Annotated in this window: 18 protein-coding genes and 1 pseudogene; 16 read left to right on the top strand and 3 right to left on the bottom strand. The window is 69.8% G+C overall.

Annotation, left to right across the window (positions count from 1 at the left end):
* Positions 1–96: 96 nt before the first annotated feature.
* The 4 genes from CXP56_RS12210 to CXP56_RS12195 are packed head-to-tail and all read left to right on the top strand — an operon-like array spanning position 97 to position 4,943.
* Positions 97–1,701: an NCS1 family nucleobase:cation symporter-1 gene (locus CXP56_RS12210; protein ID WP_051309581.1), complete on the top strand. Its 1,605-nt coding sequence runs from the start codon at positions 97–99 to the stop codon at positions 1,699–1,701.
* Complete coding sequence (locus CXP56_RS12205) at positions 1,694–2,536, top strand: nitrilase-related carbon-nitrogen hydrolase (protein WP_028846353.1); 843 nt, start codon at positions 1,694–1,696, stop codon at positions 2,534–2,536. The genes CXP56_RS12210 and CXP56_RS12205 overlap by 8 nt, the downstream gene beginning before the upstream one ends.
* Before the next feature lie 13 nt (positions 2,537–2,549).
* Positions 2,550–3,935: a dihydropyrimidinase gene (gene hydA, locus CXP56_RS12200; protein WP_028846354.1), complete on the top strand. Its 1,386-nt coding sequence runs from the start codon at positions 2,550–2,552 to the stop codon at positions 3,933–3,935.
* Between the two features lie 9 nt (positions 3,936–3,944).
* On the top strand, positions 3,945–4,943 hold the full coding sequence (locus CXP56_RS12195) for a TIGR03842 family LLM class F420-dependent oxidoreductase (protein WP_286901177.1): 999 nt from the start codon (positions 3,945–3,947) through the stop codon (positions 4,941–4,943).
* Positions 4,944–5,018: 75 nt separating this feature from the next.
* On the opposite strand, the gene CXP56_RS12190 is transcribed toward CXP56_RS12195, so the two are convergent.
* Positions 5,019–6,074, bottom strand: a complete 1,056-nt coding sequence (locus tag CXP56_RS12190; RefSeq protein ID WP_286901175.1) for a class I SAM-dependent methyltransferase — start codon at positions 6,072–6,074, stop codon at positions 5,019–5,021.
* Positions 6,075–6,270: 196 nt separating this feature from the next.
* On the opposite strand from CXP56_RS12190, the gene folC reads away from it, so the two are divergent.
* The 3 genes from folC to ndk all read left to right on the top strand — a co-directional run bounded on the left by folC (position 6,271) and on the right by ndk (position 8,669).
* Entirely contained in the window at positions 6,271–7,767 is a 1,497-nt protein-coding gene (gene folC / locus CXP56_RS12185) for a bifunctional tetrahydrofolate synthase/dihydrofolate synthase (protein WP_028846356.1), read from the top strand.
* Positions 7,764–8,168: a DUF4233 domain-containing protein gene (locus tag CXP56_RS12180; protein WP_028846357.1), complete on the top strand. Its 405-nt coding sequence runs from the start codon at positions 7,764–7,766 to the stop codon at positions 8,166–8,168. The genes folC and CXP56_RS12180 overlap by 4 nt, the downstream gene beginning before the upstream one ends.
* Positions 8,169–8,258: 90 nt before the next feature.
* Positions 8,259–8,669, top strand: coding sequence for a nucleoside-diphosphate kinase (ndk, locus tag CXP56_RS12175; protein ID WP_286901173.1), 411 nt, complete (start codon positions 8,259–8,261; stop codon positions 8,667–8,669).
* Positions 8,670–9,204: 535 nt separating this feature from the next.
* On the opposite strand, the gene CXP56_RS12170 is transcribed toward ndk, so the two are convergent.
* Complete coding sequence (locus CXP56_RS12170) at positions 9,205–9,483, bottom strand: hypothetical protein (protein WP_028846359.1); 279 nt, start codon at positions 9,481–9,483, stop codon at positions 9,205–9,207.
* Here CXP56_RS12170 and CXP56_RS12165 point away from each other — a divergent pair.
* From CXP56_RS12165 to CXP56_RS12155, 3 genes and pseudogenes are all read left to right on the top strand, one after another.
* Positions 9,476–10,540 (top strand): helix-turn-helix domain-containing protein, encoded by a 1,065-nt coding sequence (locus tag CXP56_RS12165; RefSeq protein ID WP_353744553.1) that lies wholly within the window; start codon positions 9,476–9,478, stop codon positions 10,538–10,540. The two genes, CXP56_RS12170 and CXP56_RS12165, sit on opposite strands and share 8 nt — an antisense overlap.
* On the top strand, positions 10,537–10,755 hold the full coding sequence (locus CXP56_RS12160) for a DUF397 domain-containing protein (RefSeq protein ID WP_028846360.1): 219 nt from the start codon (positions 10,537–10,539) through the stop codon (positions 10,753–10,755). The genes CXP56_RS12165 and CXP56_RS12160 overlap by 4 nt, the downstream gene beginning before the upstream one ends.
* A 79-nt stretch (positions 10,756–10,834) precedes the next feature.
* A pseudogene (locus CXP56_RS12155) lies at positions 10,835–11,014 on the top strand (ABC transporter ATP-binding protein); the annotation flags it as partial.
* An 83-nt stretch (positions 11,015–11,097) separates the two neighbouring features.
* On the opposite strand, the gene CXP56_RS12150 reads toward CXP56_RS12155, so the two are convergent.
* Positions 11,098–12,741, bottom strand: a complete 1,644-nt coding sequence (locus CXP56_RS12150; RefSeq protein ID WP_245566531.1) for a S8 family peptidase — start codon at positions 12,739–12,741, stop codon at positions 11,098–11,100.
* A gap of 446 nt (positions 12,742–13,187) precedes the next feature.
* Here CXP56_RS12150 and CXP56_RS12145 point away from each other — a divergent pair, with 446 nt between their 5' ends.
* The 6 genes from CXP56_RS12145 to nadD all read left to right on the top strand — a co-directional run bounded on the left by CXP56_RS12145 (position 13,188) and on the right by nadD (position 20,687).
* Positions 13,188–16,544, top strand: a complete 3,357-nt coding sequence (locus CXP56_RS12145) for a translation initiation factor IF-2 N-terminal domain-containing protein (protein WP_286901171.1) — start codon at positions 13,188–13,190, stop codon at positions 16,542–16,544.
* Positions 16,545–16,683: 139 nt separating this feature from the next.
* Entirely contained in the window at positions 16,684–16,998 is a 315-nt protein-coding gene (rplU, locus tag CXP56_RS12140) for a 50S ribosomal protein L21 (protein WP_028846362.1), read from the top strand.
* Positions 16,999–17,012: 14 nt separating this feature from the next.
* Positions 17,013–17,270, top strand: a complete 258-nt coding sequence (rpmA, locus tag CXP56_RS12135; RefSeq protein ID WP_028846363.1) for a 50S ribosomal protein L27 — start codon at positions 17,013–17,015, stop codon at positions 17,268–17,270.
* A gap of 90 nt (positions 17,271–17,360) precedes the next feature.
* Positions 17,361–18,866: a GTPase ObgE gene (gene obgE / locus CXP56_RS12130; RefSeq protein ID WP_051309583.1), complete on the top strand. Its 1,506-nt coding sequence runs from the start codon at positions 17,361–17,363 to the stop codon at positions 18,864–18,866.
* A gap of 23 nt (positions 18,867–18,889) precedes the next feature.
* Positions 18,890–19,978: a glutamate 5-kinase gene (gene proB, locus CXP56_RS12125; protein ID WP_038044341.1), complete on the top strand. Its 1,089-nt coding sequence runs from the start codon at positions 18,890–18,892 to the stop codon at positions 19,976–19,978.
* Positions 19,979–20,087: 109 nt separating this feature from the next.
* Complete coding sequence (gene nadD / locus CXP56_RS12120) at positions 20,088–20,687, top strand: nicotinate-nucleotide adenylyltransferase (protein WP_084608860.1); 600 nt, start codon at positions 20,088–20,090, stop codon at positions 20,685–20,687.
* The last annotated feature ends 30 nt before the right edge of the window (positions 20,688–20,717 follow it).

The raw sequence follows: 20,717 nt of genomic DNA, 5'->3' as shown, positions 1-20,717 counted from the left end.
CACCGGGGCAGTCAACGGGCAGACTGTTCGCGCTGCTGACCAGCTGTGAACAGTCTGCCACTGCCTGTCCAGTGTGACCGGCAGCACTATGCCCCAATGGCGTTGACGTCCACTGGGGGAAGGAATGCCGACTCTACCGAAGGCGTAGCCGGCTCGGCACGACAGATCACCCACCCCGACGGCAGGGTCGACTTGGCCGACGTCGCGGTCGCCGACGTCCGCGCCAGCCGTTTCAGCAACGACGACCTGGAACCGGTTCCGGTCGCCAAGCGGTCCTGGACGACGTACAACTACTTCGCGTTGTGGATGGGGATGGCCCACAACATCCCCAGCTATCTGCTCGCCTCCGGGCTGATCGTGCTGGGCATGGACTGGATCCAGGCCCTGATGACGATCACCCTCGGCAACCTCGTCGTGCTCGTCCCGATGCTGCTGAACAGCCACGCGGGCACCAAGTACGGCATCCCGTTCCCGGTGTTCGCGCGGGCGTTCTACGGCGTGCGGGGCGCCAACCTCGCGGCCCTGCTGCGCGCCTTCATCGCCTGCGGTTGGTTCGGCATCCAGACCTGGGTCGGCGGCCACGCGATGTACGTCGTCGTGGGCACGCTGGCCGGCGACGGATGGCTCAACGCGCCGGTGATGGCCGGCCACCCCGTCACGCTGTGGATCTCGTTCGGGGTGTTCTGGCTGCTGCAGCTGCTGATCATCTGGCGGGGCATGGACGCCGTGCGTCGGTTCGAGAACTGGACGGCGCCGCTGGTCAGCGTCGCCTTCCTGATCATGATGAGCTACGTCCTGGTCAAGGCGGGCGGATTCGGGCCGATCCTCGAGCGCCCGTCGCAGCTGGGCTGGGGCGTGGAGTTCTGGACGGTGTTCGCCCCGTCGCTGATGGCGATGATCGCCTTCTGGGCGACGCTGTCGCTGAACATGCCGGACTTCACCCGCTTCGGCGGCAGCCAGGGCAAGCAGATGCGTGGGCAGATCCTCGGCCTGCCCACCACCATGACGTTCATCGCCGTCGTGGCGGTGCTGACCACCTCCGGCGGCGCGGTGCTGTACGGCGAGGAGATCTGGGATCCCGCCCTGCTCGCCTCCCGGTTCGACAGCCCGGTCGTGGTGATCGTGTCACTGGTGGCGCTGGTGCTGGCCACCATCTCGGCGAACATCGCGGCCAACGTGGTCAGCCCGTCGTACGACTTCTCGAACGCGTTCCCGCGCCGGATCAGCTTCGCCGTCGGCGGGCTGATCACCGGTGTGCTGGGCATCGTGGTGCAGCCGTGGCGGCTGCTGGCCAACGCCGACGTCTACATCAACGGCTGGCTGGTGTTCTACGGCGGGGTGCTCGGTGCCGTCGCCGGCGTGCTGATCAGCGGCTACTGGCTGCGCGCCCGCACCGAGCTGCAGCTGGCCGAGCTGTACCGGGAGAAGGGCAGGTACTGGTTCACAGGCGGGTGGAACTGGCAGGCCGTCGTCGCCACGGTCGTCGGCGGCGTGCTGGCGGTCGGTGGTGCCTACACCGCCCCCGGCAAGGAAGGTCCGTTCCCGGCGGACGGGCTGATCCCGTTCCTGAAAGGGTTCTACGACTACTCGTGGGTGGTCGGCCTGGTCGCCGCATCGATCGTCTACGTCCTGCTGACCGCGGGCACGGGCTCGATGCGGGTGGCCGGCGCCGCCCCGGCGGAAGGAGAAGCGCGTGCCTGACGTGGTGCGGGCCGCTCTGGTGCAACAGCGCTGGACCGGCGACAAGGAATCGATGATCGCGAACGCGGTCGACTACATCGCGCAGGCGGCATCGCAGGGTGCTCAGGTGGTGTGTCTGCAGGAACTGTTCTACGGCCCCTACTTCTGCCAGGTGCAGGACGCCGAGTTCTACTCCTACACCGAGCAGATCCCGGACGGGCCGACCACCAAGCTCATGCAGGAGGTCGCCGAGCGCCATGGGGTAGTGCTCGTCGTCCCGATGTACGAGGAGGAGCAGCCCGGGATCTACTACAACACCGCGGCGGTGATCGACGCCGACGGCACGTACCTGGGCAAGCACCGCAAGAACCACATCCCGCAGGTGAAAGGGTTCTGGGAGAAGTTCTACTTCCGGCCGGGCAACCTCGGCTACCCGGTGTTCGACACCGCGGTCGGCAAGATCGGCGTCTACATCTGCTACGAGCGGCACTTCCCGGAGGGGTGGCGGGCGCTCGGGCTCGGTGGCGCGCGGATCGTGTTCAACCCGTCGGCGACCAGCCGTGGCCTGTCGGAGTACCTGTGGCGGCTCGAACAGCCCGCGGCCGCGGTGGCCAACGAGTACTTCGTCGGCACCATCAACCGGGTCGGGGTCGAGCCGCTCGGCGACAACGACTTCTACGGCCAGTCCTACTTCGTCGACCCGCGGGGGGAGCTGGTAGGCGACGCGGCCTCGGACTCGGAGGACGAGGTGGTCGTGCGCGACCTGGACATGGGTCTGCTGGCCGAGGTGCGGAACCTGTGGCAGTTCTACCGCGACCGCAGGCCGGACACCTACGGCCCGTTGACCGAGGCGTGAAGGGGGGAGAGCCATGCGCACGCTGATCCGCGGCGGGACCGTGGTCAACGCCACCGGCCCGGTCGTCGCCGACGTGCTGATCACGGGGGAGACCATCGGCGCGGTCACCGAGCCGGGCCTGATCACGGTGGCCGACGAGGAAGTCGACGCCACCGGCAAGTACGTGATCCCGGGTGGCATCGACGCGCACACGCACATGGAGATGCCGTTCGGCGGGACCTACTCGTCGGACACGTTCGCCACCGGGACGACCGCGGCCGCGTGGGGTGGCACCACCACCATCATCGACTTCGCGGTGCAGAAGAAGGGCACGTCGCTGCTGGCGACGCTGGACGCCTGGCACGAGAAGGCCGACGGCCACTGTGCCGTCGACTACGGCTTCCACATGATCGTCGCCGACGTCGACGACCAGTCGTTGAAAGAGATGCAGTCGTGCATCGACCAGGGCGTGAACAGCTTCAAGATGTTCATGGCCTACCCGGGGGTGTTCTACGCCACCGACGGCGAGATCCTGCGGGCGATGCAGCGGGCCACCGAGACCGGCGCGCTGATCATGATGCACGCGGAGAACGGCATCGCGATCGACGAGCTGGTGGCCGAGGCGCTGGCCGCCGGCCACATCGACCCGGTCCAGCACGGGCTCACCCGGCCGCCGGAGCTGGAGGGAGAGGCGACGTCGCGGGCGATCCAGCTGGCGCGGGTCACCGGTGCACCGCTGTACATCGTGCACCTGTCGGCCCGGCATGCGCTGGAGGCGGTGGCCGAAGCCCGGGACACCGGGCAGAACGTGTTCGCCGAAACCTGCCCGCAGTACCTCTACCTGTCGTTGGACGACCTGGCCAAGCCGGACTTCGAGGGCGCCAAGTACGTGGCGTCCCCGCCGCTGCGGACCAAGGACCACCAGCAGGACCTGTGGCGCGGGCTGCGCACCAACGACCTGTCGGTCGTGTCCACCGACCACTGCCCGTTCTGTTTCAAGGATCAGAAGGAGCTGGGCAGGAGCGACTTCTCCAAGATCCCCAACGGCATGCCGGGGGTGGAGCACCGGATGGACCTGCTGCACCAGGGCGTGGTGGCCGGGGAGATCTCGCCGGCGCGCTGGGTGGAGATCGCCTCCACCACGCCGGCCAGGATGTTCGGTCTCTACCCGCGCAAGGGGGTCATCGCGCCCGGGGCGGATGCGGACGTGGTCGTCTACGACCCGAACGCCAAGCAGACGATCTCGGCCGCCACCCACCACATGAACGTCGACTACTCGGCCTACGAGGGCATGGAGATCACCGGCAAGGTCGACGTGGTGTTCTCGCGCGGCACCAAGGTGATCGCCGACGGTGCCTTCCACGGCAAGGAAGGGCACGGCAGGTTCCTCAGCCGCGAGCTGTCGCAGTACCTGCTGTAGGGGGCCGCGATGGACTTCGGAGTGGTGCTGCAGTGCGACCCGCCCGCGCGCGAGGTGGTGCGGCTGATGACCGAGGCCGAGCAGCGCGGCTTCGGCTACGGCTGGGTGTTCGACTCCACGGTGCTGTGGCAGGAGCCGTACGTGATCCTCTCGCAGGTGCTGGCGGCGACCGAGCGCATGGTCGTCGGTCCGATGGTGACCAACCCGGGCACCAGGGACTGGTCGGTGACCGCTTCGGTGTTCGCCACGCTCAACGACATGTACGGCAACCGCACGGTCTGCGGGATCGGCCGGGGCGACTCGGCGCACCGGGTCGTCGGCATGAAGCCGGCGACGCTGGCGCGGCTGCGGGAGGCGATGCGGGCGATCCGGGACCTGGCTTGCGGCCGGGAAGCCGTCCTGCACGACGACACGCGGGTGCGCATCCCGTGGGTGCGGGACGGCAAGCTGGAGGTCTGGATGGCCGGGTACGGCCCGAAGGCGCTCAAACTGTGCGGTGAGGAAGCCGACGGGTTCATCCTGCAGACCGCCGACCCGGCGATCGCCCGGTGGACCATCACCGCGGTGCGCCAGGCCGCCGAGCAGGCCGGCCGCGACCCGGACAGCATCACCATGTGCGTGGCTGCACCCGCCTACGTCGGCGACGACGTCGAACACCAGCGCGACCAGCTGCGTTGGTTCGGCGGGATGGTCGGCAACCACGTCGCCGACCTGGTCGCCCGCTACGGCGAATCGGGCCCGGTGCCGCGCGAGCTGACCGACTACATCAAGGGCAGGCAAGGCTACGACTACAGCCACCACGGCCGGGCGGGCAACCCGTCGGCGGACTTCGTGCCGGACGACATCGTCGACCGGTTCTGTCTGGTCGGGCCGGCCTCGGCACACGTCGAACGGCTCGCCGAACTGCGCGAGCTGGGTGTCGGCCAGTTCGCGCTGTACCTGATGCACGACGACAAGGACAAGACCTTGGCGTCCTACGGCGAGGAGATCATCCCCCGCGTGCGGTGACCAGGTTCGCGGGTGTCGGTGCGGACCTGTCGCGGGCTGGGCCGTTCGCCGCGTGCGGTGACCAGGTGCCGGGTGCTACGGCCTGGCCTCGACGACCAGATTGAACGGCGTCTCCGCCGCTTTGCGCACCTGCGTGAAGCCGGCGTCGGTCAGCAGCGCGGTGAGCCTGCCGAGGCCTGCCTGGGCGCCGAGGGCGGTACGAGGGTGTTCGGTCATCGAGTGTGCGACGCAGATGACCGTCGATGCCCCGTAGTAGAGCCGTCCGACCGGGGTGAAGTTGTCCTCGACCTTGTCGTTGGCATACGGCTCGACCAGCATGAACGTGCCGTCCGGGCGAAGTGATTCCCGGATGTGCCGGGCGGCGCCGAGCGGATCGGGCATGTCGTGCAGCGCGTCGAAGACGGTGACCAGGTCGTAGTCGGTCCCGGGGAAGTCGGCCGCGGCGGACACCTCGAACGTCGCGGCGGAGCCCAGCCCGGCCTCCTCGGCCCGCTTGCGTGCCTGATCGATCGAGGCCGCGTGGTAGTCGAACCCGGTGACGTGCGAGTTCGGGTACGACGCTGCGAGCAACAGCGTCGACGAGCCGTGTCCGCAGCCCACGTCGGCCGCGCGCGCTCCGGCGCGCAGCTTGTCCTCGACCCCGTCCAATGCGGGAATCCACTCCGGGATCAGGTTCGCGGCGTAGCCCGGTCGGAAGAAGCGCTCGGTGCCCTCGAACAGTTCGGTGTCCTGCTCGTGCCAGCCGAATCCGGAATCGGACCGGATGGCCTCGGTGATCGGCTCGACGTTCTTGGTGACCGCGACCGGAATGTGGAACGCGGCCGCGATCTGCATGCCGTCCGGTGCGGCCAGGGCGAACGCCTGCTCCTCGGTCAGCGAGAAGTGCTCGGTCGCCGGGTCGTAGCTGACGTAGCCGCCGGCTGCCTGCGACTTCAGCCATTCCGCCGTGTACCGCTCGCTGATCCCGGCATGCTCGGCGACCTCGGCCGGTGTCGCAGGCATGACGGCCAGCAGCGCCCGGTAGAGCCCCAGCCGGTCGCCGATCACCGCGTTGACCGCTTGGAAGCTTCCGCCGAGATCGGTGACGAAGCTGCCCAGCAGCTCCTTCAGTTTGCTCTCGTCGACGGCCATGTCGGCCTCCTCGCCGTGGTTCGGGCCCCTGCCCGGACGTCGGGCGCGGACAAGGGCCGGTTACGGTGCTCGAACCCGCTGCTGGCCGGTTGGTCCGCAGGCCGTCGCGGCATGCTCCGGGCAGCCGACGTGAGGTCGCGCGTTCGGGGGTGCCGTTCCCGTCGTCCGATCGTCACCGTGCGGCTCGTAGACTCGGCTGGTGGCCGAGGACGAGACCTATCCCGATGACGAGCTCGCGGGCGACGACGTGCCCGTGGCGGGGCCGTTGCCGGACGACGACGACCGGGACCACGCCCCCGACGAGCCGGTAGTCGAGGACCCTGCCGAGCTGGAGCGGGACCGGCAGCGGCTGCTGGCCGTGGAGGCCGAACTCGACCAGCGCTGGCCGGAGACCAGGATCGCGCCGTCGCTGGACCGCATCGCCACACTGCTGAACCTGCTGGGGGAGCCGCACAAGTCGTATCCGGTGGTGCAGGTGGCGGGCACCAACGGCAAGGGTTCCACGGTGCGGATGATCGACACCCTGCTCAGCGCCATGGGCCTGCGGGTGGGCCGGTACACCAGCCCGCACCTGCAGATCGTCACCGAACGGATCGCGCTGGACGGCGAGCCGATCCGGCCGGGGCGCTACGTCGACGTGTACCAGGACCTCGCGCCGTTCGTGGCGATGGTGGACCGCGCGGCCGGGGAGAGCGGCCAGCGGATGACGAAGTTCGAGGTGCTCACCGGCATGGCCTACGCCGCCTTCGCCGACGCGCCGGTCGACGTGGCCGTGGTCGAGGCCGGCATGGGCGGCAGCTGGGACGCCACGTCGGTGGCCGATGCGCAGATCGCCGCCATCGCGCCGATCAGCCTGGACCACACCGACTACCTGGGTGAGGACCTGCGGTCCATCGCCGCGGAGAAGGCGGGGATCATCAAACCGGGTTCGATCGCGGTGATCGGCGAACAGCACCCGGAGGCCATGCGGGTGCTGCTGGAGCGCGCCGTGGAGGTCGACGCCACGGTGGCGCGCAGCGGCCAGGAGTTCGGGGTGCTCAAGCGCGAGATCGCCGTCGGCGGCCAGATGCTGACGCTGCAGGGGCTCGGCGGCGTGTACGACGAGATCATGCTGCCGCTGCACGGCGAGCACCAGGCGAAGAACGCCGCGCTGGCGCTGGCCACGGTCGAGGCGTTCCTGGGAGCGGGCAAGGACCGCTCGCTCGAGGTGGACACCGTGCGGGAAGCGTTCGCGGCGGTGCAGCTCCCGGCGCGCCTGGAGCGCGCGCGGTCGGCACCCACCGTGCTGCTGGACGCGGCGCACAATCCCGCCGGTGCGGCCGCTGTGGCCGAGGCGCTGGACGGCGAGTTCGCGTTCCGGAGGCTGGCGCTGGTGGTGTCGATCATGCGGGACAAGGACGCACGCGGCATCCTCGATGCGCTCGAGCCGGTGGTGCACGACGTGGTGGTGACCCGCAACTCGTCCCCGCGGGCCATGCCCGTCGGGCAGCTCGGCAAACTGGCCAGGGAGATCTTCGGCGAGGATCGCGTCGTGGCCGAGCCCGACTTCCCGACGGCGTTCGAGACCGCGGTGAGCCTGGTGGAGGAAGGCGCGACCGTCGAGCAGGAGCTGTCCGGCGGCGGGGTGCTGATCACCGGCTCGGTCGTCACCGCGGGCGACGCCCGCACCCTGCTCGGACTGGAGCCGGCATGAGCGAGGACGCCGTCCCGGAGCGGGAACAGGCCCCGAAGGACCCAATGAAGGGCTTCCGCGGGGTGATGTCCGGAACGCTGGTGATGGAGGCCATCACCCTCGGCCTTGCCCTGCCGGTCATCGACCGGCTGGGCGACGGACTGACCAGCGTCACCGGCTGGCTGGTGGGCGGGCTGGCGGTGGTGCTGCTCGTGCTCTGCGCGTTCGTGCGGTCCCCGCGCATCACCGAAACCATCGTCGCGCTGCAGCTGGTGCTGGTCGTGTTCGTGGTGGTCGAGCCCCCGGTCGGCATCATCGGGATCGTCTTCCTGGTGGCGTGGCTGATCTTGTTCCGGTTGCGGGCCAAGGTGGCCGAGCAGATCGCCGGCGGCACGCTGCCCAGCACCCGGCAGGGGGAGTGACACCCGGTGCCGCACCCTGGTCCCGGCCTGCCTGCCGCCTGCTCGTAAGCTGCGCTCGACACAACGGCTGGCAGGAAAGGGACTTCTCACGTGACTGAGCGGACGCTGGTGCTGGTCAAGCCGGACGGTGTGAGCCGTGGCCTGGTGGGCGAGGTGATCAGCCGGATCGAGCGCAAGGGGCTGAAGCTGGCCGCGCTCGAGCTGCGCACGGTGCCGACCGAGCTGGCCGAGGAGCACTACGCCGAGCACAAGGACAAGCCGTTCTTCGGCGAGCTGCTGGAGTTCATCACCTCCGGCCCGGTGGTGGCCGCGGTGGTGGAAGGCGAGCGCGCGGTCGAGGCGTTCCGGCAGCTGGCCGGCGCCACCGACCCGGTCAAGGCGAACACCGGCAGCATCCGGGGCGACTTCGGCCTGCAGGTGCAGAACAACATCGTGCACGGGTCGGACTCTCCGGAGTCGGCCGAGCGCGAGATCAAGCTCTGGTTCCCGAACCTGGCCTGAACGGCCGGGGTGCGATCGGCCCGAGGTCGTCGGCCCGGGCCGGTCCCTCCGGCACGATCAGGGCATCCGGCTGGCCCGGTGGCGTCGTGCGCCCGGTGTGGCTGCGGCATGACGTCGCCGGGCCTTGCCGTGCTCGCCGCACGTCGTGGTGTCGCGACGCGCCGGGAAGTTCTCGTGGGGGCCGGGTTGGACGGAGTGATCGTGGCCGTGCCCGCTCCCGCCGGGTAGTGCTCGTGGGGCCTGGCCTGGCCTGCGCGTCTTCGTCCGGGGAGCCGTGCAGCGACGGGATCCGTACCCGTCGTGCGGTTCACCGGGAGGCCACCGGTTGGGTCTGCCTGGAGCTGGACCGCCCGCTCCACCGGGACTCCAGTCGGGATCCGGACGATCCGGATCACGCAAGGGACACGCTGCTTGGCTTCTGAACACACGCCCCCTCCTCGGGTCTTACGGGCCTCGGGGAGGGGGCCGTTCTGCACCTCAGGGGTAGTTGGAATCCCAGCCGATACACGTGGGAGACCGTGCACCGGCTGGGAAGTCACAAGGGGAAGTCAAGCACCGTGGCCCCGGCGCGCTCGAGTTCCATCTTGGGGCCGATCACCTCGTCGGACACGCTTGAGTCGATGGTGCTCACGCGCTCCCAATTGACCCGCGCAATGAAGTCTCCGATTTCGGCCAGGTGCTCGCCGTACCTACGCAGGATCGGCGAATCGGGCAGGTCGCCTTCGCGCAGGGCGCGAGTGATCATCAGCACCCCGCGCGCCAGGTCTACATTCGTCTGCGCCACTTCGGCCAGCAGCGTTCGATTGATGTCCATCGGTTCCCCTCGGGCCGCACACCGGACAGTCCGGCTGGTCGTGGTCGAGCGGGGGCCTGTGCCCCATGCACGTGAAGGTGACCGAGAAGGTGATCGCCCTCGTTCCCATGCGTTGCCTCCCGCGCCCCTCCGTGCAACCATTGCTACTCGCAGTGCAAGCGTTGCAACAACAATTTGTTGCAGCAACGCAACCTCAAGGGAGCACCCGATCGGAGTAGGAATGCCCCGGAAAGGACCCGGCACGAAGGCTCGCAACCTGGCAGCAGAGCTCCGAAAGCTGCGTGAATCGCGGGGCCTTCGGCTGTCCGACGTGGCCGAGGACATCGGCTGGGACAAGAGCAAGCTGTCGCGTACCGAGAACGGGCTGCGCAACTTCACTCTCGAGGAGGTCGTCCAGCTTCTCGGCTACTACAAGGTCAAGGGTGACCAGTACGCCCGCCTAGTGGCGGCCGCCCGCAGCATGAACGAACCCGGCTGGTGGGAGTTCGACCTGCAAGGGTTGTCGGAGGACTCACGGACGCTTGTGGCCTACGAGTCGTCGGCGGACGAGATCATCAGCTGGTCGCCGTTTCTGATCCCCGGCCTCCTGCAGACGCCCGACTACACGGGCGAGCTCTTGCGAGCGCATGGCGGCCTGACGTTCGAGCAACGCCAGGAGCGAGTGGCCGGCCGGCTCCGTAGGCAACAGGTGCTCAATCGGAAGGACGTCCGGTTCGTCGGCTTCATCGCCGAACTCTCGCTGCGGACTCCCGGCATCGAGCGACCGGTGATGCGGCGCCAGCTCGCCCACCTTCTGGAGATGCAGCGGCGGCCCAACGTGTCCGTTCGCGTGGTCCCCTGGGACGCTACTCCGCACCGGGCACTGTTGACGCCGTTCATCTTTCTCCGGAGTACGTTAGACGTGGTTCACGTCGAGTTGATCAGTTCGGGAGTCTTCCTCGACGATGAGGACGACACCCGGGTGTATGAGAAGACCATTACGGAACTTGACGCGACTTCTCTCAGCGAAGCAGAGTCCGTGCGGGTGATCGAGGCACAGGAAGGTGAGCGGACATGAAGGACTTCCAGCGGCGCATGGAGGAGCTGAGCGGTTGGCACAAGAGCTCCTACAGCGCTCACTCGGACAACTGCGTCGAGGTCGGCTACGGGCCGGGTATCGTCGGCGTGCGCGACACGAAGGACCGGGACGGTGGGACTCTCGTCTTCACCCGCGACGAGTGGACGGCCTTCATTCGCGGCGTCAAGGCCGGCGAGTTCGACAACGTGCTCTAAACCCGCGCTGACCAGGGCCCCTCCCGAGCCAACGGGAGGGGCTACTTCGTATTCAGGACCCAACTATTTCTACTGAACGGACGAGGCTGAGCAGCTGTGCGACCGGCTGGTGGTCATGGACGGCGGCCGCATCGTCGCCGAGGGCTCGTCGTCGGCGCTCATCGCCAGGTGCTCCAGCCGGGAGGTGCTCGAGCTGCGCTTCGCCCCTGGTGAGCAGGCCGGCCAGGAGCAGCAAGTCGAGGGGCTGGCCGACCGCATCTGATCGTCATCCCGCTGTTTCTGTTCTCGACGACGTTCTACCCGTTGTCGGTGTACCCGGAGCAGCTGCAGTGGGTGGTCCAGCTATCGCCCCTGTACCACGGAGTCGAGCTGCTTCGTCAGTGTGCGCACGGTGTTTTCGACGTCGGCATGCTCGGCAATTGCGCGGTCCTGATCGTCCTGGCCGTCGTCGGCGTGGCCGGCACCGTGCGGCGTATCGGTTCGATGCTGCTGCGCTGATTCGGTCGAGCTGGTGGCGATGGTCGCGGTGCCGTCGCGCGTGTCCGCGGCGGTGTCGTCGTCGGATTCCCTGCTGAAGGCTTGCACCGCGGCCAGCGCGTCCACCAGGCCGTGGCCGTAGAAGCTGTTGTAGCCCCGGTAACCGGTGCAGAAGGCGTCTTGATGGCCGTCACCGGTGCGGTCGTAATCGGCCGGGCACGCCGTCTGCCGCGCGGTCGACTGCAGGGCCTGCCGGATCTCCGCCGGGCCGGCATCCGGGTCCTGGGCGGCCAGAAGGGCGGCGACACCCGCCACGTGCGGCGCGGCCATGGACGTCCCGCAGGTGTCGGCGTAGCCGCCGGGAATCGTGGAGAGCACGCACTCGCCGTCGTCACCGCCGGGGGCGGTCAACGAGATCACCCCGAGCCCGTAGGAGCTGTACCCCGACTTGAGGCCCGACCGGTCGACCGCCGACACGGTCAGCACCGACGGGATGCTCGCGGGCAATGCCACACACTCGTCGCCGGTGCTGCCCGCGGGCGAGAGGTTGACGGCTTCGTTGGTGGCGGCCGCGATGTTCAGCGTGCCGGACTCGGTGGCGTAGTCGGCCGCGCGCGTGATCGCCTCCCGCACCACACCGAACTCGTCGTCGGACATGCACGACGTCGGCCCGGTGTCGACGAAGAAGCTGGAGTTGGTCACTCGCATCCGCTTCTTGCTCGCCCACATCAAGCCGCACACCGCGGCCTCCGGATCGACCCGCCCCGCGTCGTCGATCACTTTGATGGACGCGACCCGCACCTGGGGCGCCACGCCGACCACGCCGACTCCGTCGTCGGCGGCGGCGATGGTGCCCGCCACGTGCGTGCCGTGGACCGACGTGGACGGCCGCCACGCCGCGCGCGAGCGATCGGGCTTGCCGCCGAGGCATCCCACGGATCGCTCGGTGTCCACGGCGTGGGCGAGCTCGGGATGCCGGTCGTCGACGCCGGAGTCGAGCACCCCGACGATCACCTCGGCGCCGGGGCCCGCGGCCTCGCGTGCGGCCCGCGCGTTGATCATCTCCAGGCCCCATTGCTCATCGGACCTGTCCGCGGTGTCGGAGGCGTCGTGCCTGCTCTGCGGGGTGATGCTCGGCTTCGGTGCGCTGTCAGCGGCCGTTTCCGCGCGACGCGCCTGCGCGCTGTAGACCCGGGCCGGCCCCATCGCTTCGGCGAAGAGCGGATGCTCAGAGGTGGCGATGCCCACCGCGATCGCGTCGTAGTACACGACCAGCTTGCCGCAAGCCCGTTTGATCTCCCTGCCTGCTTGGCCACGGCCGGTGCCTTCGTCGAACAGCACGAGGTACCGCAACGAAGTGCCGGTACGGGAGCATCGCTGGCCGTGGGTGCCGTCCGGGTCCGCGCTTGCCGTCGCCACCGGCTCCGTCGTGGCCAACGTCAGCAGCAGCGCTGCCGCTCCGGCCGCGAACCAACGCCACGCGGGCAGACGGGGCCGCAACAGGGGCATAGCTGCGCACGGTAGCCAGTGTGTGCCGTCACGACAAGAGGCCACGGCGCGCCGGCGGCAACTTCGCCCTTGCGGGCCTTCTGGGCCGTGGTGTGGGATACTGGCCGTGACCCTGGTGTCGGGCGCCACCCGTTTCGGGTGTCGACGCCGAGGTCAGGCGGTCAGTCGGACGAGCCCCGCTGCCCAGGCCGGCTCGCGCCGCGGCCAGCGGCCCGCGAAGGTCCAGGTGTGCTGTCTTACAGATCGGGCGAGGGCGCTCGGGCAGGCCGCCGGGTAAGGACACCCGCCATCGACAGCGCGCCGGGGCATGTCGACGTCGTTGATGGTGTGACACAGGATTCCCGCCAGGGCGCGAGCTTTGGCGGCTGACAACAGAAAGGGCCCCTGCGCGGCCGCGTCGGGACATCGAGCACATGTCGTGACGCGCCCGGGGGCGGAGGAGATTTATGTCGAATGCGGAAACACCCGCCGAGCAGACCGGCGGGAATACCGCCACACCCGCTCGAGCTCCGTTGTCGTCGATCCCGCCGCGGATCAGAGTGCATGCGCTTGCCAAGCTGCTGGGCACGACCAGCAGGGAGTTGCTGGACAAGCTCTCCGCGGAGGGGTTCGACGCCCGTAGTCCGCAGTCGACCGTGTCGCGCGGTGTCGCGCTGCGGTTGGCGGAAAGCTACGGGGTCGCCGACAGCGGCACGGACGACGCCGGTGAGCGGGTAGGCGGTAATGGCGAAGAAGCAAGCAAGCAACGGAGTGAGTCCGGCGCACCGGCACCGAAGGCGGAGGAGCCGGGCCGTGCCGGTGCACAGGCGCCGGCCGTAGCGGCGGCCGGGCAGGAGCCGACGGTGCCGCCAGCGGTACCGGGAGCGTCGGGGCAGTTGTTCTCTGCCCCGCAGGTGGCGCAGCCGGAGCCGGCGCCCCAGCCCGCGTTCAGCGCCCCGCCGCCGGCGGCGTCGCCGCAGCCGTTGTTCGCGCCTCCGGCGCCGGTGTTCGTGCAGCCGGACGAGGCCGAGCCGATCCCGGTGAGCAAGACCGTCGAGGAGGACGCCGAGCCCGCCGGGGAGCCGCCCCGGGAGGACGAGGGCCGCGGCGACGAGGAGCAAGGCACGCGGCGCAGGCGCCGGCGCGGACGGCGTGGCCGCGGCCGCGGCAAAGGTGGCGAGTCGAGCGCCGAGTCGTCCGAGCAGGAGCAGGCGGCTGCCGAAGCCGGCGCGCCGGATGGCAAGCCGGAGCCGGACGGGCAGGGCGAGGCCGGCGCGGAGCCCGCGCCCGAGGACGGCGGCAAGGACAAGGCAGGTGACAAGGCGGCCGATGGCGGTGCGGCGTCGAACGGTGGTGACGACGCCGAAGCCGAGCGTGCCGACGAGACCACGGCAGCGGACAAGGGGGAAGCTGCCGAGGCCAACGGCACCGAGGTCGAAGGCAGCACGCGCCGTCGGCGCAGGCGGCGCCGCCGGCGCAGCGCGGACAACGGGGAAGCCGCCGGAAGCGCCGACTCCACCGCCGACGAGCAGGCGACCCGCTCGGACGACGACCAGGTGCGCAGCGTGCGCGGGTCGACCCGGCTGGAGGCCAAGCGGCAACGCAGGCGGGACGGCCGGGAAGCGGGCCGCCGCCGAGCACCGATCCTGTCCGAGGCCGAGTTCCTGGCCCGGCGCGAATCGGTCGAGCGCACCATGGTGGTGCGCGAGCGGGTCGGCAACGGCGAGCGCACCACGCAGATCGGCGTGCTGGAGGACGGCGTGCTCGTCGAGCACTTCGTCACCTCCTCCGGTCAGGGTTCCATCGTCGGCAACGTGTACCTGGGCCGGGTGCAGAACGTGCTGCCGTCGATGGAGGCGGCGTTCGTCGACATCGGCCGGGGCCGCAACGCGGTGCTGTACGCGGGCGAGGTCGACTGGGACGCGGCCGGCCTGGAGGGCAAGTCGCGCAAGATCGAGCAGGCGCTCTCACCCGGCGACCAGGTGCTGGTCCAGGTCACCAAGGACCCGGTCGGGCACAAGGGCGCGCGGCTGACCACGCAGATCTCGCTGCCCGGGCGGTACCTGGTGTACGTGCCGGGTGGCGGCACCACGGGCATCAGCCGCAAGCTGCCGGAGAACGAGCGCCGCAGGCTCAAGGAGATCCTCAAGCGCATCGTCCCGGACGACGCCGGGGTGATCATCCGCACCGCGTCGGAAGGCATCAGCGAGGAGGAGCTGGCCCGCGACATCAACCGGTTGCGGGCGCAGTGGGAGACCATCTGCGAGAAGGCGGGCCGGACGCCCAGCGGCGGCAAGAAGGCCAAGAAGAACGCCCCGGCGCTGCTGTACGAGGAGCCGGATCTGCTGGTGAAGGTCGTGCGTGACCTGTTCACCGAGGACTTCAGCAAGATGATCATCCAGGGCTCGGTGGCCTGGGAGACCATCAACTCCTACGTGCAGAACGTGGCCCCGGACCTGGCCGACCGGCTGGAGCGCTACACGGGCAACGGCGACGTCTTCCACGACTACCGGATCGACGAGCAGATCGCCAAGGCGCTGGATCGCAAGGTGTGGCTGCCGTCCGGCGGGTACCTGGTCATCGACCGCACCGAGGCGATGACCGTCATCGACGTCAACACCGGCAAGTTCACCGGCTCCGGCGGCAACCTGGAGGAGACGGTCACCCGCAACAACCTGGAGTCCGCCGAGGAGATCGTGCGGCAGCTGCGGTTGCGGGACATCGGCGGCATCATCGTCATCGACTTCATCGACATGGTGCTGGAGTCGAACCGGGAGCTGGTGCTGCGCAGGCTGACCGAGTGCCTGGCCCGCGACCGCACCCGCCACCAGGTCGCTGAGGTGACGTCGCTCGGCCTGGTGCAGATGACCAGGAAGAAGATCGGCACCGGCCTGCTCGAGGCGTACTCCACGCCGTGCGAGCACTGCAAGGGCCGCGGTGTCATCGTGGGCACCGAGCCACGCCTTCCGCAGTCCGGCTCGGACGGCAACGGCAAGGGCCGCAAGCGCGGCAAGCAGGACAACGCGGTCGTGCCCGAGCCCACCCCGCAGCAGCGGGAGAGCGTGGTCAGCGCCGTGGCCGCGATCGCGTCGGCCACCGCCAAGCCGAAGCAGTCCGGTTCCGTCGAGGCGTCCGGCTCCGGCAAGTCCGAGGCGGCGGGCTCACGCCAGGAGAAGGACGCGAAGCCCGCGCGTGCCAAGGCGGGGCCCAGTGCGGGCGCGGCGGAGCGCGGCAAAGGCAAGTCCGACCCGCTCGAGCGCGGCGAGGATCGCTCGGCGAAGGCCGGCGAGGGTGTGTCCGGTTCCCCGGCCAGGGACAAGGTCGGGCCGGAGCGCGACGGCGGCAAGGGTGCGGCCACGGACGACGTCGGGAAGGCCGAAAGCGACGTCGCGGCGGTTCCGTCCGGTGCGCGGTCGCGCGAGGACGCGTCGGCTCCGCAGCAGCCTGCAGACGAGAAGCCCGCGCCGAAGGCTGCCGAGCAGCCGGCGCAGCCCATCGCCGGGCAGCCGCACGGGCAGACGGAAGCCGCCTCGAGCAACGCGGCTGTCGAACGCCGTGAGCCGGAGCCCGCGCCCGAGCAGAACGCCAAGCCGGTGACGGCGCTGCAGACGCCTGCGGTCCGGCAGGCGAGCAGGCCGGTGCGCGTCTCGCGGCCTGCCGGGCCTCCGGAGTCCCGGCCGGACCCGGTCGAGACGGTGCAGACCGCGCCTGCGGGGTCACCGAGCGCCTCCGAGGTGCTCACGCCGGTGGCCAGGCAGGCCCCGCGGCGGGCGAAGGGCGCGGCTTCCCGGCCGGCAGGACCACCTCCGGCGACCACCACCTGACCCCCGGTGCGCGGCCGTCGAGCAGGACCACGTACGCTATACAGCGGCCCGCAGGTAGTGCGGGTTGCCTGCGATGACGGCCGCGCCCGGCGCGGTTGAGCATGCAAGTCCCAGTCACCATCGAGCAGCAGGAGCATCCGTGTCGGCGTACGCGATCGTCAAGACCGGCGGCAAGCAGTACAAGGTCGCCGTGGGTGACGTGGTCGAGGTTGAGAAGCTCGAGGGCGAGCCGGGCGACGAGTTGAGCTTTCCCGCGGTGCTCTACGTCGACGGAGACAAGGTCACCACGGATGCCGACAAGCTCGCCAAGATCGCCGTCACCGGCAAGGTGATCGAGCAGATCAAGGGCCCCAAGATCCGCATCCACAAGTTCAAGAACAAGACCCGGTACCACAAGCGGCAGGGTCACCGCCAGCGGCTGACCCGGGTGCAGGTCACCGGCATCAAGGCGTAAGGAGTTCACCAGGCATGGCACACAAGAAGGGCGCATCCAGCTCCCGCAACGGTCGTGACTCCATCGCCAAGCGCCTTGGGGTCAAGCGTTTCGGCGGCCAGTTCGTCAACGCCGGCGAGATCCTTGTCCGGCAGCGCGGGACCAAGTTCCACCCCGGCCTCAATGTGGGCCGTGGCGGCGACGACACGCTGTTCGCGCTGGTCGCCGGGTCCGTGCAGTTCGGCGAGAAGCGCGGCCGCAAGACGGTCAGTGTCATCCCGGCGGAGAGCTGACCGCTCACCGCAAGCCACCGACAAGGGGGCGGGAACCGGATCAGCTTCCGGAGCCCGCCCCCTTTCGACGTTCGACAACTGGAGTGTGCGATGTCCCGATTCGTCGACCGCGCGGTGATTCACGTCGCCGCTGGCAACGGCGGGAACGGCTGCGCGTCGATCCATCGGGAGAAGTTCAAGCCGCTGGGCGGCCCGGACGGCGGCAACGGCGGCCACGGCGGTGACGTGGTGCTGGTGGTCGATCCCGGCGTGCACACGCTGCTGGATTTCCACTTCCGGCCGCACGCCAAGGCGGGAAACGGCAAGCCGGGGCAGGGTTCCCACAAGGCCGGGGCGGCCGGGGAGACCCTCGAGCTGAAGGTCCCGGACGGCACGGTCGTGCTGACCGAGGACGGTGAGGTGTTGGCGGACCTGGTCGGAGCGGGCACCAGGTTCGTGGCGGCGCGCGGCGGCCGAGGCGGCCTGGGCAACGCCGCGCTGGCCTCCCGGGCCCGCAAGGCCCCCGGGTTCGCGTTGCTCGGTGAGCCGGGCGAAGCGCGCACGCTGGTGTTGGAGCTGCGCTCGGTGGCCGACGTCGGGCTGGTGGGTTTCCCGTCGGCGGGCAAGTCCTCGCTGATCGCGGCCATGTCCGCGGCCCGGCCGAAGATCGCCGACTACCCGTTCACCACGCTGACGCCGAACCTCGGCGTGGTCACCGCAGGCGACACCGATTTCACCATGGCCGACGTGCCGGGGCTGATTCCCGGCGCGAGCCAGGGCAAGGGACTGGGCCTGGACTTCCTGCGGCACATCGAGCGGTGCGCGGTGCTGGTGCACGTGGTGGACTGCGCCACGCTGGAGCCCGGCCGGGATCCGCTGTCCGACATCGACGCGCTGGAGGAGGAACTGGCCCGGTACACCCCCCGGCTGGGCGGTGATCTGGCCGAGCGGCCGCGGGTGGTGGCGCTGAACAAGATCGACGTGCCGGACGCCGCGGAGCTGGCCGAGCTGGTTCGGCCGGACATCGAGGCGCGGGGCTGGCCGGTGTTCGAGGTGTCCGCGGCGAGCCGCAAGGGCCTGCGCGAGCTGAGTTTCGCGCTCGCCAGGGTGGTCGAGGAACACCGCGCCAAGGCGCCTGCGCCGCAGCCGAAGCGCATCGTGCTGCGACCCAAGCCGGTGGACGACAGCGGCTTCACGGTCAGCCGGGACCCGGAGAACCCGGACGCTTTCGTCGTGCGCGGCGAGAAGCCCGAGCGCTGGGTGCGGCAGACCGACTTCACCAACGACGAGGCGATCGGGTACCTGGCCGACCGGCTTGCCCGGCTCGGGGTGGAGGAGGAGCTGGCCAAGGCGGGTGCCGTCCCCGGTAGCACGGTGACCATCGGCTCGATGACATTCGACTGGGAACCGTCCACTCCCGCCGGTGCCGTCACCCACCTCGCCGGCCGCGGCACCGACCCGAGGCTGGACCGTTCCACCCGGGTCAGTGCCGCCGAACGCAAGGAGGCTCGCCGGCTGCGCCGCCAGGGCACCGGCGACGACGAAGCTTCCGCCGGTGCTGCCGCCGGCGACGCGGACGACGATGACTCCGTTTCCGACGGTGGAGCGAGGACGTGACGTCGACATCTCCTCGTGCCGCAGTGGTTTCGGCGCAGACGTTGGTCGTGAAGGTTGGTTCCTCGGCGCTCACCACGGCCGAGGACGGCTTGGACCGCTCCAGGCTGGACGCCCTGGTCGATGCGGTGGCCGGCCGGATCAAGGCGGGCACGAAGGTGGTCCTGGTGTCGTCCGGGGCCATCGGTGCCGGGATATCCCCGCTGTCGTTGCCGTCCCGGCCGCGTGACCTGGCCACCCAGCAGGCCGCGGCGAGTGTCGGGCAGCTCGCGCTGGCGCACGCGTATGTCGAGTCGTTCGGCCGCTACGGGCTGACGGTCGGGCAGGTCCTGCTCACCGCCGACGACGTGGTCCGGCGCGCCCATTACCGCAACGCGCAGCGGACGTTCTCCCGGCTGCTGGCGTTGGGGGCGGTCCCGGTGGTCAACGAGAACGACACCGTGGCGACCGAGGAAATCCGCTTCGGCGACAACGACCGGCTCGCCGCCCTCGTTGCGCACCTGGTGCGCGCGGACGCGCTGGTTCTGTTGTCGGACGTGGACGCGCTGTACGACGGCGACCCGCGCAAGGGGGCGACCCGGGCGATCTCGGAGGTGCGCTCCGCGAAGGATCTGGAAGGCTTGCACGTCGGCATGTCCAGCTCCGGGCTGGGGACCGGAGGGATGAAGTCCAAGGTGGCTGCCGCACTGACCGCGGCTGCCGGTGGCATCCCGGTACTGCTGGCGGCGGCTGTTTCGGCCGAGCGGGCGCTGACCTCGGCGGACGTGGGTACCGCGTTCGCCGCCCGGAAGTCGCGCTTGCCCGCTCGCCGGTTCTGGCTCGGCTATGCGGCGGACTCCGCGGGGCGGCTGCATCTCGACGACGGCGCCGTCACCGCGGTGGTCGAGCGCCGTCGCTCGCTGCTGGCGGCCGGGATCACCGGTGTCGACGGCGGCTTCGTCGCAGGAGACGTGGTGGATCTCGTCGATCCACGGCAACGGGTGATCGCCCGGGGTGTCGTGGCGTACGACGCCAGCGAGTTGCCACGCATGATCGGCCGGTCGACGCACGAGCTCCCGGAAGAGCAGCGTCGCGAAGTGGTGCACGCCGACGACTTGGTGCCGCTTGCGCACTAGGTGCGCGCTGGAGTCCGCAGGGCGTCCCGCTCGTTCGCCGTGACGCAGGTTATTCCGCGAAGAACGTCGCCAAAGGGGCAATCGCGGCACTGCCGTAAGCTTTTCGGTCATGGCAAAGCCTCGACGGGTCGGGGTGATGGGGGGCACGTTCGACCCGATCCACAACGGTCACCTGGTGTCCGCCAGCGAGGTCCAGTGGCGGTTCGGCCTGGACGAAGTCCTGTTCGTGCCCACCGGGCAGCCCTGGCAGAAGGCCGGCCGCGACGTCAGTCCGGCCGAGGACCGCTACCTGATGACGGTCATCGCGACGGCGTCCAATCCGGTGTTCCGGGTCAGCCGGATCGAGATCGACCGTCCCGGCCGCACCTACACGGTCGACACGCTGCGACAACTGCGGCGGGAGATGCCGGACACCGAGCTGTTCTTCATCACCGGAGCCGACGCCCTGGAGCAGATCCTCACCTGGCGCAACGCCGACGAGCTGTTCGACCTGGCGCATTTCGTCGGCGTCACACGGCCGGGTTACCGGTTGGACGGCCATCACCTGCCGGAAGGCAAGGTGTCACTGGTCGACGTGCCCGCGATGGCGATTTCGTCGACGAACTGCCGGGAGCGGGTTCGTACCGGGGAGCCGATCTGGTACCTGACCCCGGACGGCGTCGTCCGCTACATCCACAAGCACCGGCTCTACGTGCGTGACGAGCAGTGACGACCGACAATGCGTCGGAGCTACCAGGTA

Origin of the sequence: Thermocrispum sp. (assembly GCF_002919275.1) — a bacterium.
GTDB classification, from domain to species: domain Bacteria; phylum Actinomycetota; class Actinomycetes; order Mycobacteriales; family Pseudonocardiaceae; genus Thermocrispum; species Thermocrispum agreste.
The sequence above is the reverse complement of the archived record's forward strand: the minus strand, read 5'-3'. Positions and strand labels throughout refer to the sequence as shown.

Coding starts and splice junctions, on each gene's coding strand:
- CXP56_RS12150 (WP_245566531.1), bottom strand. CDS start 12,741: ATGCCCCTGTTGCGGCCCCGTCTGCCCGCGTGGCGTTGGTTCGCGGCC.
- CXP56_RS12160 (WP_028846360.1), top strand. CDS start 10,537: ATGAAGGACTTCCAGCGGCGCATGGAGGAGCTGAGCGGTTGGCACAAG.
- obgE (WP_051309583.1), top strand. CDS start 17,361: ATGTCCCGATTCGTCGACCGCGCGGTGATTCACGTCGCCGCTGGCAAC.
- CXP56_RS12165 (WP_353744553.1), top strand. CDS start 9,476: ATGTCCATCGGTTCCCCTCGGGCCGCACACCGGACAGTCCGGCTGGTC.
- CXP56_RS12145 (WP_286901171.1), top strand. CDS start 13,188: ATGTCGAATGCGGAAACACCCGCCGAGCAGACCGGCGGGAATACCGCC.
- CXP56_RS12170 (WP_028846359.1), bottom strand. CDS start 9,483: ATGGACATCAATCGAACGCTGCTGGCCGAAGTGGCGCAGACGAATGTA.
- CXP56_RS12180 (WP_028846357.1), top strand. CDS start 7,764: ATGAGCGAGGACGCCGTCCCGGAGCGGGAACAGGCCCCGAAGGACCCA.
- CXP56_RS12190 (WP_286901175.1), bottom strand. CDS start 6,074: ATGGCCGTCGACGAGAGCAAACTGAAGGAGCTGCTGGGCAGCTTCGTC.
- CXP56_RS12210 (WP_051309581.1), top strand. CDS start 97: ATGGCGTTGACGTCCACTGGGGGAAGGAATGCCGACTCTACCGAAGGC.
- hydA (WP_028846354.1), top strand. CDS start 2,550: ATGCGCACGCTGATCCGCGGCGGGACCGTGGTCAACGCCACCGGCCCG.
- rpmA (WP_028846363.1), top strand. CDS start 17,013: ATGGCACACAAGAAGGGCGCATCCAGCTCCCGCAACGGTCGTGACTCC.
- CXP56_RS12195 (WP_286901177.1), top strand. CDS start 3,945: ATGGACTTCGGAGTGGTGCTGCAGTGCGACCCGCCCGCGCGCGAGGTG.
- nadD (WP_084608860.1), top strand. CDS start 20,088: ATGGCAAAGCCTCGACGGGTCGGGGTGATGGGGGGCACGTTCGACCCG.